The sequence below is a fragment of the Rathayibacter sp. PhB1 genome, assembly GCF_004362935.1.
Lineage (GTDB): Bacteria > Actinomycetota > Actinomycetes > Actinomycetales > Microbacteriaceae > Rathayibacter > Rathayibacter festucae.
This window is the reverse complement of record NZ_SNYD01000005.1, coordinates 471,433-482,469: the sequence shown is the minus strand read 5'-3', so window position 1 is coordinate 482,469 and position 11,037 is coordinate 471,433. Positions and strand designations below refer to the sequence as shown.

Here is an 11,037-nt window from a genome sequence, read left to right as displayed (position 1 = left end):
CAGCGCGTATCGAGACCCACCCACCGGACGACGGTGGATCTCGATACGCCCGCTCCGCGGGCTACTCGATCAACATGGAATGCGCCCGCTCCGCGGGCTACTCGACCAGCATGAAGGGAGCGCCGCCGTCACTCCGGCGCCGGGCGCTCGAGCTCGTGCGCGAGGGCGGCGAGCTCGGCGCCGCCCGCCATCAGGCCGGTCAGCTCGCCGAGGCCGATCTCGCTCTTCTCGAAGGTGCCGAGGCTGGTGCCGCGGTTGAGGAGCAGGAAGCGGTCGCCGATCGGGTAGGCGTGGTGCGGGTTGTGGGTGATGAAGACCACGCCCAGCCCGGCGTCGCGGGCCCGGGCGATGTAGGTCAGCACCACGCCCGACTGCTTGACGCCGAGGGCCGCGGTCGGCTCGTCGAGGATCAGCACGCGGGCGCCGAAGTGCACTGCGCGGGCGATCGCGACGCTCTGGCGCTCGCCTCCGGAGAGCGTGCCGATCGGCTGGTCGACGTCGCGCAGGTCGATGCCCATCCGCGCCAGCTCGCCCCGGGTGACCTCCTTCATCCGCTGCACGTCGAGGCGGCGCAGCGGCCCGCGCCCGCGGGTGAGCTCGGAGCCGAGGAAGAAGTTGCGCCAGACGGGCATCAGCGGCACGACCGCGAGGTCCTGGTAGACGGTCGCGATCCCCGCCTGCAGCGCGGCGCGCGGCGACGGGAAGACGACCGGCACCCCGTCGAGGAGCAGCTCGCCCGAGGAGGGGGCCTCGGCGCCGGCGAGCATCGCGATGAGCGTCGACTTGCCGGCGCCGTTGTCGCCGAGGACGCAGGTGACCCTCCCGGCGTCGACCGTGGTCGACACTCCGGTGAGCGCGTCGACAGCTCCGTAGCTCTTGCCGAGGTCGCGGACCTCGAGGATCGTCGTGCCCGCCGGGGTGCGCGGTGCCGCGCCGCCGGCGGTCGTGCCGGGGCTCATCGCCGGCCTCCCGCGCGGGTCCGGACGGCGTTGTTGAGCAGCACCGCGGCGAGCAGCATCCCGCCGAGGACGGTGCGCAGCCAGTCGGTGTCCCACTGGGCGAAGGTGATGCCCTGGAAGACCATGCCGTAGATCAGCGCGCCGAGAGCCGCGCCGATCGCCGAGCCGTAGCCGCCGGTCAGCAGGCAGCCGCCGACGACCGCGCAGATGATGTAGATGAACTCCTGGCCGACCCCGGTGTTGGCCTGCACGGTCGAGGTGCGGAAGAGCGAGATCATGCCGACGAGCCAGGCGGCGGCGGCGGTCCCCATGAAGAGGCCGATCTTCGTCTTCAGCACGGGCACGCCGACCTGGCGCGCGGAGGCCTGCGCCCCGCCGACCGCGAAGATCCAGTTGCCGGAGCGGGTGCGCAGCAGGATCCAGGTGGCGACCGCGGTCACCGCGAACCACCACAGCACCGAGACGTAGAAGGTGCCGCCGCCGAGGCCCGCGGACGCGCCGAACAGCGGCTGGATGCCGTCGTAGCCGGGGACCTTCGCCATCCCCTGGATCGCGACCTGGCCGGTGATCAGCTTCGTCACCGCCAGGTCGATGCCGGCGAGGGCGAAGAAGGTGCCGAGCGTCACGATGAAGCTGGGCAGTCCGGTCTTCATCACCAGGACGCCGTTGAGGGCGCCGACGCCGAGGCAGACGACGAGCGAGACGACGACCGCCACCCAGACGCTGAGCCCGTAGTGCGTGGTCAGGATCCCGACGATGAGGGCGGAGAAGCCGGTCATCACGCCCGCGGAGAGGTCGAACTCGCCGCCGATCATCAGCAGCGCGACGGCGACGGCCATGATCCCGAAGGTCGACGCCGACTCCAGCCACACTCCGGCGCCGGCCAGGCTCAGGAACTGCGGGGCGAAGAGGGAGAAGAACACGAGCACGGCGAGGGCGGCGGCGAGCGCGCCGGTCTCGGGGCGCGCGAGGAGCGTGCGGAGCGGGCGCCGCTCGAGGCGCGGGCTCGGCGCGATCGTCGCGGTGTCGGTGGTCGTCACGGGTGGCTCCTGTCGGGGGCGGGCTGCACGCTAGCGCGTGCCGTTCGCGGCGAACTCGGCGACCTCGGCCGCGTTCTCCTTCGTGACGAAGGCGGGTCCGGAGTAGACGGGCTGGCCGCCACCGATGACGTTGCCGTTCGTGGAGTACAGCGACAGCGCCGTGATGCCGAGGAAGCCCTGCACGTAGGGCTGCTGGTCGACGGCGAAGACGATCGAGCCGTCCTCGATCGCGGTGACGACGTCCTCGGAGAGGTCGAAGGTGCCGACCTGGGCCGAGCTGCCCGACTCCGACACGGCGCCGACGGCGTCGATCGCGTACTGGCCGCCGAGGGTGAGCACGCCGTCGATGGACGGGTCGGCCTGGAGCTTGGACTTGATGGTCGCCTTGACGTCCGCGTCGTTGGTGCCGTCCACCTGCAGGTTGCTCATGCCGCCGCCGAAGGTCGACGCCGCGGCCTTGCAGCGCTCCTCGAGGCCGACGTTGCCGGCCTCCTGGATCACGCAGAGCGCCTTCGTGGCGCCCGCCTCGGCGAGCTTCGTGCCGACCGCCTCGCCGGCGACCGTCTCGCTCTGGCCGATGTGGGTGAGGGCGCCGAACTCGGCGGAGCGCTCGATGCCGGAGTTGATGGTGACGACGGGGATGCCGGCGGCGACCGCCTTCTCGACGCTGTCCTTGACGCCGTCGGGATTGGCCATCGAGACGACGATGCCGTCGACCTGCTGGGCGACCGCGTTGTCGATCAGCTGCGACTGCCGCGCCGGATCGGAGTCGGCCGTGTAGGTGATCGTCGCGCCGTAGTCGGCGCCGGCCGCCTCGGCGCCCGACTTCACGCGGTCCCAGAAGGCGTCGCCGGGGCCGGAGTGGGTGACGACCGCGTAGGTGTAGTCGCCGCCGGCGCCGGACGCGCCGCCGCCCGAGGTCGCGGCGGGCTCCTGGCCGGTGCCCGTGCAGCCGCTCAGAAGCAGGGCGGCCGAGGCGGCGAGGCCCAGGCCGGCGAGGAGGCGCGGGCGGGCGGGGAAGCGCGGGCCGGCGGGGGATCGCTTCGTCATGGGAGCTCCTTCTCTGCGGACGGCGTCGTCTCTGCCGGTCCGGAACGTCGTTGTCGGGCCGAGGAGGGGATCCTGGGCGGAATGTCGGGGGGCGTCGGGGCGGCTCCGGGCGCGGAGGCGCCCGCGCGGGGTCCTCGACGCCGCCGTGGACGTCGGCACGGCCGACATCGATCCTGGCACGCGTTCGAGTCCCGAGGTCGACGTCGGCTCAGCCCGCCTCAGCGGCGGCCCGCGAGGCCGGCCCCGAGTCCAGCACGAAAGAGGCGCCGCTGGTGAGGGAGAGGACGCGCCGCGCCCCTTCTCATGCTGGTCGAGTAGCCCCGCAGGGGCGTATCGAGACCCACCGTCTCCAACTGGGCGGGTCTGCAGACTCGCGTTCTGACGGTGGTGGATCTCGATACGCCCGCTGCGCGGGCTACTCGATCAGCATGAGACGAACGCCCTCTGCGAGGACTGCTCGATTAGCGTGATCTGGCCCGCGGGCGCCCTGCATGCTGGTCGAGTAGCGCGGAGCGCGTATCGAGACCAGGCCTCTGCAGAACGGTGGATCTCGATACGCCCGCTGCGCGGGCTACTCGATCAGCATGAGACGAACGCCCTCTGCGAGGACTGCTCGATCAGCATGATCTGGCCCGAGCGCACCCTGCATGCTGGTCGAGTAGCGCGCAGCGCGTATCGAGACCCCGCTGGCGGGCGCGCTCAGTGCCCGTCGCGGCGGAGGCGGGCCTCGCGGCCGGCGATGTGCACGCCGAGGCCGGTGATGCCGGCGGTGAACGCGACGATCACGCCGAGCATCCCGTAGATGCTCCCCGCACCCGCGGCGAACGCGCCGATGAGGAGCGCGATCGAGGCCAGCACGATCAGGACGGCGCCGGCGATCTCGCCGCCGCTGGATCTCCTCAGCACGTCTCGCATGCCTCCAGACTGCGGCGGGCGCCACGCCCGCCGCAAGGCCTGCGAGGTGAACGGAGCCCGAGAGCCCGCCGCCCGTTAGACGCCCGCCCGCACCCGCCGCAACCCCGAGAGATCCGGATCCGCCCCGGCGAGACTGGAGACATGCAGCAGCTGACCTACGCCTCCAAGAGCATCGTCACCACCGACGCCGTCACCGAGGCCCTCCTCGACCTCGTGACCGCGATCGACCGGCAGGAGCACTCGGAGGCCGTCAGCGTCCCCGCCTTCACCGACGAGGGCGTGCTCATCGAGGCGAAGATGACCCTCGACGCGAGCAGCGAGCTCGTCGTCGTGCCGGTGGAGCAGTCCGTCGACGACGAGGCCGCGACCGAGGAGGCCGTCGCCAAGGCCGTCGAGGACATCCGCTCGCGCATCAAGGACAACCGCCGCACGATCGCGCGCCCGGTGATCGAGCCGGACCCGGAGCCGTACAACTACGAAGAGTTCTGAGCCGCCGCTGACCTCGGAGGTCTAGCCCAGGCGCCCGTCGAGGTCCTTGACCACGCGGCCGGACTGCAGCACCGCCTGAACCGCGGCCGGATCGCCGAGCGCGGCGATGTCGGCCAGCGGGTTCGCATCGGTCAGCACCAGGTCGGCGAGCTTGCCCGGCTCGACCGAGCCGAGCTGCGCGTCGAGGCCCAGCAGGCGGGCGCCGCCGAGGGTGCCGGCGCTCACTGCCTCGAGCGGGGTGAGCCCGACGGCGACCAGCTGCGCCAGCTCGGCGAGGTTCCGGCCGTGCGGGTGCACGCCGGCGTCGGTGCCGAGCGCGAGCGGGATCCCCGCCGCGACGGCCCGGCGCACCGAGTCGAGACCGCGCTCGCGCAGCAGCTCGCGCTGCCGGAGCCGTTCGGCGGTCGTCGTCGCCGGATCGAACGCGCGGACCAGGATGCTCAGGGTCGGCACGAGCGTCGTCCCGCGCTCGCGCATCAGCGCGATCGTCTCGTCGGAGAGGTCGTAGCCGTGCTCGATGCTCGTCGCGCCGCCCAGCACGGCGGCCCGCGCGGCGTCGTCGGAGAGGGCGTGCGCGGTGATCGGCCGGCCGCCGCGCTCGGTGAGCAGCTCCGCGATCAGGGCGACCTGCTTCTGCGTGATCCCGACGTCGCGGGCGTCGTCGTTCGGTGAGCCGAGCCCGCCCGAGGTGGCGACCTTGATCACGTCGGCGCCGGTGCGCACGAGCGTGCGGACCATCCGCACGACGTCCTCGTCCGTGTCCACCAGGCCGGGCGCGGGCATGCCCGGGCGCACGGCCCAGGCCGGCAGGCTGCCGTTGCGGTGGTGCGGATCGGCGTGGCCGCCGGTCGGCGAGAGCATCGCGATCGCGAGGTGCAGGCGCGGGCCCGCCACCGCGCCGCGGGCGACGGCCTCGCGGTAGCCCGGCGAGAGCCCGTCGAGGTCGCGGGCGGTGGTGACGCCGGCGTCGAGCGTGCGGCGGAGCAGCCCGGCGATCTCGAGGACGTCCTCCTCGGGGAAGCGCTCGCGCGCCGCCTCCGGAGCGACCGGCACCATCGCGAGGTGCACGTGCACGTCGACGAAGCCCGGCAGCAGGAACGCGCCGGAGACGTCGACCGCGTGACCCTCGAGCCCGGGATCCGCACGCCGCGGCCCCGCGTAGGCGATCACGCCCTCGCGGATCTCCACCTCGGAGTCCTCGAGCGGAGCGGCACCGGTGCCGTCGACGAGCGTCGCGCCGACGAGGCGGAGCACGCCCTCGGCGACGGGGGTGGCGGGCAGGCGGGCCGTCATGCGCTCTCCTTCGCGGGGACCGCCGCGGGACCCGACAGGCTGAAGCCGGGCGAGCCCGGGTCGGCGTCGAGCAGGCGGCGGGTGTACCAGTGCTGGGGGTCGGCGTAGATCCGCTCGACCGGGCCGGCCTCGACGACCTCGCCGCGGTAGAGCACCACGACCTCGTCGCTGACGCGCTGGACGACGGCGAGGTTGTGCGAGATGAACATCATCGTCAGGCCGAGCGACTCCTTGATCCCGGCGAGCAGATCGAGGATCTGTCCCTGCACCGAGACGTCGAGGGCCGAGGTGATCTCGTCGGCGATCACGAAGGTCGGATCGATGATCAGCCCGCGGGCGATCGCGACGCGCTGGCGCTGCCCGCCGGAGAACTCGTGCGGGAACCGGTGCCGCATGTCGGCGCTGAGGCCGACGCGCTCGAGCCAGGCGACGATCAGCTCCTCGTTCCGGCCGACGCGGGCGCGGACCGGGTCGATCGCCTCGGCGAGGGTCTGCGCGATGGTGCGCCGCGGCGAGAGCGAGGAGTACGGGTCCTGCGGGATCATCTGCGTGCGCCGGCGGTAGGCGTGCATCGCCGAGCGGTTGGCGGCGACGATGTCGACGCCGTCCACGCTCGCCGTGCCGGCGGCCGCGCGGACCGAGCCGACCAGCACCTTGGCGAGCGTCGACTTGCCGGAGCCGGACTCGCCGACCACGCCGACGGTGCGGCCGCGCTCGACCCGCAGGTCGACGCCGTGCAGGACCTTCGCGTGGCCGAAGACCACGTCGAGACCGCGGACGTCGACCATCGCGGAGGACGCGGCGGCTCCGGTGGCGGGGGCGGCGGCGGCGCTCACGAGCGCACCTCCGGCGGCGTCGGCACGGTCACGACGGGCGTCGCGGCGAGCAGCTGCCGCGTGTACGGATGCGTCACGGTCTCCTCCGAGAGATGGGCGATGTCGTCGATCCGCTCGACGATGCGGCCGTCCTTCATCACGAGGACGCGGTCGCAGAGCGCCCGGACGACGCCGAGGTCGTGCGAGATGAAGAGCACGGCGGTGCCGGAGTCCTCGTTCATGCGCTTGAGCACCGAGAGCACCTCGCGCTGCACCGTCACGTCGAGCGCGGTGGTCGGCTCGTCGGCGATCAGCAGGTCGGGCTTCGCGCTCATCGCCGAGGCGATCATCGCGCGCTGCTTCATGCCGCCGGAGAGCTGGTGCGGGTACTGCCGGAGCCGTCCCTCCGGGTCGGAGAGCATCACCGAGCGGAAGCCGCGCAGCAGCAGGTCGAGCGCGTCGCGGCGGGAGTGGCGCAGGCGGATCCGCAGCACGTCGGAGAGCTGGGTGCCGAGGACCATCGCCGGGTTCAGCGCGGTGCCCGGGTCCTGGTAGATCAGGCCGATCTTCGCCGCGAGCACCCGGTCCGGGACGGGGCCGAGCAGGTCGGTGCCGCCGAGCTCGAGCCGGCGCGCGGAGGCCTCGAGGCCCTCGCCCAGCAGCTTGGCGACCACCGAGGCGGTCAGCGACTTGCCCGAGCCGGACTCGCCGACGATGCCGAGCACCTCGCCGCGGCGGATGGTGAAGGAGAGGTCGGAGACGAGCTCGCGGCCGGTCGCGCCGTGGCGGACGGTGATGCCGTCGGCGACGAGCACGGCGTCGGCGGGGGCGGGCGCGGGCGCGGCGGTCGAGGAGCCGGTGGCCCTCGTCATCCGGGCCCGCGTCGTGTTCGAGCGCGGGTTCGCCGCCGCCGCCAGCCCGTCGCCGACCAGCAGCGCCGCGAAGGAGGCGACCGTGAGCGCGAGCGCCGGGCCGAGGATGACGACCGGGTTCACCGAGATGCGGCTCAGCCCGTCGTTGAGCAGCGTGCCCCAGTCGAAGGCGGGCGTCTGCGCGCCGAGGCCGATGAAGGAGAGTCCCGAGATCTCGACGAGCGCGCCGGAGAAGGCGCCGGCGACGAGGATCAGCGTCGGCTCGGCCATGTTCGGCAGCACGTGCCGCAGCGCGACGAGGTGCGTCGGCACTCCGGTCAGCCGGGCGGTGGTGACGTACTCGCTCGCCGCGATCTTGGAGGCGAGGTTGGCCGTGAGCCGCGCGAAGCCGGCGATGTTGGCGACCGCGATGGCGACCACCACCTGGACGACGCCCTGGCCGAGGATCGCGGCGACGATGATCGCGACGAGCATCGTCGGGTAGCTGACGGCCAGCTCGATCGCGCGCAACCCGAGCTCGCGGACCCGCCGCGGCGCGAGCCAGACGCCGATGCCGACCGCGATGCCGACGATCGCCGAGAGCACGGTCGCGGCGAGCGCCATCAGCACGGTCGAGCGGGTGGCGACGAGGGTGCGGGCGAGCATGTCGCGGCCGAGGGTGTCGGTGCCGAGCGGGTGCTCGGCGGTCGAGCCGAGGCTGGGGCTGCCGCCGAGGCCGGTGGCCTGGCCCTCGAGCGCGATCGGGGCGATCAGCGCGGTGAGCGCGATCACGCCGAGCAGGCCGAGCCCGATCACGAGCCCGGGGTTCCAGGCGAAGGTGCGCGCGCCGGCGGGCTTCAGGCCGCGGACGGCGGGGAGGGACTCAGCCACGCTGCTCTCCGAGGGTGCGCGGGTCGATCAGACCCAGGATGACGTCGATCACGAGGGTGATCACGAGGGAGATGAGCCCGATCACGAAGACGGCCGCCCGGATCACCGGGTAGTCCTTGTCGATCGCGATCGCCTGGACGATCACGCCGCCGAGGCCGGGCCAGGCGAACACCGCCTCGGTGATCAGCGCCGAGCCGAGCAGGGCCGTGAGGATGATGCCCGAGAGCGTCAGCGCCGTGGTCAGCAGGTTGGGCAGCATGTGCTTGGCGTAGAGGGTGAGCGCGGGCAGCCGCCAGCCGCGGGCGGTGCGCATGTAGTCCTGCTCGAGGATCACCGCGGTCTCGCGGCGGACGATCCTCGCGACGGAGCAGGTGCCGCCGACGGTGAGCGAGGCGATCGGCAGGATCGCGGCGGTGCCGAAGTCGTAGGCCGGCGAGTACGCGGGCGGCAGCACCTTCAGCAGCACCGCGAAGACGACGACGAAGCCGGTCGCGAGCACGTAGGTGGGCACCGAGGAGATCAGCCCGGTGACGGTGCTGAACACCGCGTCGAGCCAGCGGCGGCGGTCGCCGCGGGTCGCGACTCCGACCGCCATGCCCAGCGCGATGCCGAGGACGAGCAGGAGGAGCACCGCGGAGATCGTGATGGTCAGCGTGTACGGCACGGCCGTCATCACGAGGTCCATCGCCGGGATGGAGTAGCGGTAGGAGGCGCCGAAGTCGCCCTGCAGGACGCCGAGGAGGTAGGTCCAGAGCTGCGCGGGCAGCGGCTGGTCGAGCCCGAGCTGGGTGCGGACCAGCTCGACCTGGTCGAGCGAGGCCGCCTCCCCCGCGATGGCGATCGCCGGGTCGCCGGGGATGAGCTGCACGATCAGGAAGGTGACCAGCACGAGCAGCGCGAGGTTGACGAGCAGGCCGAGGGCCCGGCGGACGAGGAACCTCCGCCAGGCCCCGCCGAGGGTGCCGGCGCGGACGGCGCCCGGGGTCAAGCCCGCGCCGGACGACCCGAGGCCCAACGATGCAGCGGTGGTGGCGGTCGTGGTGCTCATCGCGTCGTCTCCTCGTGTCGTCCGGCTCGGGTGTGCTGCTCAGCGGTGCTGATCAGCGGATCAGGACAGGATCCGCATGGCCGAGATGTCCCAGTAGCCCGAGAACACCGAGGTCGCGAAGCCGGAGCGGGCCACGTAGCGGTGCGTGTCGGTGATCAGCGGCGTCATGTCGACGCGCTCGAGGATCGTCTTCTGGGCGGCGAGCAGGTTCTCGCACTGCGTCTCGGTGTCCGAGGCGGCCATCGCGGCCTCGTAGTAGGCGACGCCCTCCGGGTTGTCGCTGGAGGAGACGTTCGTGCCGCCGTCGGCGTAGGTCGGGCCGAGGTAGCGGGCGATCGTGGTGTGGATGAGGCCGGGGCCGGCGTTCTCCGCGGCGATCGCGACGTCCCAGGTGGCGGGCTCGGTGCGCATGGCCTTCGACCAGTCGGCCGGGTCGAGCGCCGAGACGGTGACGGTGGCGCCCGCCGCGCGGAGCGACTCGGCCAGGTAGTCGGCGGCCGGGTCCCAGTTCGACATCATCAGCAGGCGGATCGACTGACCGGTGAGCTCGGGCGTCGCGGCGGCGGGGTCGTACTTCTGCACGAGCGACTCGTCGTCCAGCGCGCAGCGGTAGCTCGCCGCGTTGACGGTGTACTGCGGCACGCCGAGGCCGTCGAGACCGGCCGAGTTGAAGCCCTGGGTGTCGATCGCCTGGGCGACCGCGGCGCGGAGGTCCTGCTTGCCCTCGAAGATCGAGCCGGAGCCGGGGGCCTCGTTGAAGACGAGGTTGTAGGCCGAGCTGGCGAAGGTGACGGTCGTGTAGGCCGGGTCGTCCTCGAAGCGCAGCGCGTTGGAGTCGTAGAAGCGGGCGAGGTCGACGCCGCCGGACTCGAGCAGGTTGGCGCTCGTGTTGGAGTCGGACTGCACGGTCAGGTTGATCGTCTTCGCGGGCTCGCCCTCGACGTCCTGCCAGTCGGGCCAGGCGTCGTAGTCGTCGCGCAGCGTGTAGGCGGCGCTGACGCCGGCCGAGAGGTTCGAGAGCATGTACGGGCCGGACCAGGCGCCGTCGACGGTGCCCGCGGCGAGGCCCTCGGTGTCGGCGAGGCCGGCGGGGCAGATGATGCCGGTGCCGGGGCGGGTGACGCCGCCGAGCAGCTGCGAGTAGGGCTGGCTCAGCGAGATCGTCAGCGTGCCGGCCGCGTCGTCGGGAGTGAAGGTCGGCTCGCCGGAGCCGAAGGCCTGGTTCTTCCAGGTCAGCGCGCCCGAGTCGTCGAGGCCGGTGAGGTAGCTGAAGGAGTCGGCGACGACGGTCGGCGTGATCGCGGTGCCGTCGGCGCAGGTGGCGCCGTCGCGGAGGGTGAACGTGTACTCGGACGCCGAGACGGCGTTCCACTCGGTGGCGAGGCCGCCGATGTAGCCCTCGGTCTCGCCCTGGCGGAGCAGGGTGTCGAAGCCGAGGCGCGCGACGGTCACGTCGGCGTCGGCGGAGGCCTTCGCGGGGTCGAAGGTGGACGGCGCGTACCAGAGCTCCGCGTTGATGGTGTCGGTGGTGCCGGCGGTGCCGGTGGCGCTCTGCGGGGCGCTGGTGGTCCCGCAGGCGGTGAGCGCGAGGCTCGCGACGGCCGCCAGTGCGACGCCGGCGAGCAAGCTCTTCCTGACCATGGTGCTGTCCTCCAAGGGGTACGGGTGGTGCATCGGGGGCGGGGC

10 protein-coding genes are annotated in these 11,037 nt (G+C 72.7%); 1 reads left to right on the top strand and 9 read right to left on the bottom strand.

Features of this window, described 5'->3' with window-relative positions; genetic code table 11:
• Positions 1–128: 128 nt before the first annotated feature.
• The 4 genes from EDF17_RS15240 to EDF17_RS15225 form a co-directional block, all read right to left on the bottom strand.
• Positions 129–959 carry an ATP-binding cassette domain-containing protein gene (locus EDF17_RS15240; RefSeq protein ID WP_123447451.1) on the bottom strand — a complete coding sequence of 277 codons (831 nt, stop codon included), beginning with the start codon at positions 957–959 and terminating at the stop codon, positions 129–131.
• The gene (locus EDF17_RS15235) at positions 956–1,999 is read right to left on the bottom strand and encodes an ABC transporter permease (protein ID WP_123447450.1); all 1,044 of its coding nucleotides are present in this window, start codon (positions 1,997–1,999) and stop codon (positions 956–958) included. The genes EDF17_RS15240 and EDF17_RS15235 overlap by 4 nt, the downstream gene beginning before the upstream one ends.
• Before the next feature lie 30 nt (positions 2,000–2,029).
• Positions 2,030–3,049 (bottom strand): sugar ABC transporter substrate-binding protein, encoded by a 1,020-nt coding sequence (locus EDF17_RS15230; RefSeq protein ID WP_123447449.1) that lies wholly within the window; start codon positions 3,047–3,049, stop codon positions 2,030–2,032.
• A 699-nt stretch (positions 3,050–3,748) separates the two neighbouring features.
• Complete coding sequence (locus EDF17_RS15225; protein WP_123447448.1) at positions 3,749–3,964, bottom strand: hypothetical protein; 216 nt, start codon at positions 3,962–3,964, stop codon at positions 3,749–3,751.
• Positions 3,965–4,105: 141 nt separating this feature from the next.
• On the opposite strand from EDF17_RS15225, the gene EDF17_RS15220 reads away from it, so the two are divergent.
• The gene (locus EDF17_RS15220) at positions 4,106–4,453 is read left to right on the top strand and encodes a hypothetical protein (protein WP_123447447.1); all 348 of its coding nucleotides are present in this window, start codon (positions 4,106–4,108) and stop codon (positions 4,451–4,453) included.
• Between the two features lie 21 nt (positions 4,454–4,474).
• Here EDF17_RS15220 and EDF17_RS15215 read toward each other — a convergent pair whose 3' ends face one another.
• The 5 genes from EDF17_RS15215 to EDF17_RS15195 are packed head-to-tail and all read right to left on the bottom strand — an operon-like array spanning position 4,475 to position 10,992.
• Positions 4,475–5,746 carry an amidohydrolase family protein gene (locus EDF17_RS15215; protein ID WP_123447446.1) on the bottom strand — a complete coding sequence of 424 codons (1,272 nt, stop codon included), beginning with the start codon at positions 5,744–5,746 and terminating at the stop codon, positions 4,475–4,477.
• Positions 5,743–6,582 (bottom strand): ABC transporter ATP-binding protein, encoded by an 840-nt coding sequence (locus EDF17_RS15210; protein ID WP_243732913.1) that lies wholly within the window; start codon positions 6,580–6,582, stop codon positions 5,743–5,745. Before EDF17_RS15210 ends, EDF17_RS15215 begins: the two co-directional genes overlap by 4 nt.
• Positions 6,579–8,303, bottom strand: coding sequence for a dipeptide/oligopeptide/nickel ABC transporter permease/ATP-binding protein (locus tag EDF17_RS15205; RefSeq protein ID WP_243732912.1), 1,725 nt, complete (start codon positions 8,301–8,303; stop codon positions 6,579–6,581). Before EDF17_RS15205 ends, EDF17_RS15210 begins: the two co-directional genes overlap by 4 nt.
• Positions 8,296–9,351 carry an ABC transporter permease gene (locus EDF17_RS15200; RefSeq protein ID WP_123447445.1) on the bottom strand — a complete coding sequence of 352 codons (1,056 nt, stop codon included), beginning with the start codon at positions 9,349–9,351 and terminating at the stop codon, positions 8,296–8,298. Before EDF17_RS15200 ends, EDF17_RS15205 begins: the two co-directional genes overlap by 8 nt.
• A 60-nt stretch (positions 9,352–9,411) precedes the next feature.
• On the bottom strand, positions 9,412–10,992 hold the full coding sequence (locus tag EDF17_RS15195; protein WP_166649703.1) for an ABC transporter substrate-binding protein: 1,581 nt from the start codon (positions 10,990–10,992) through the stop codon (positions 9,412–9,414).
• Between the last annotated feature and the right edge of the window lie 45 nt (positions 10,993–11,037).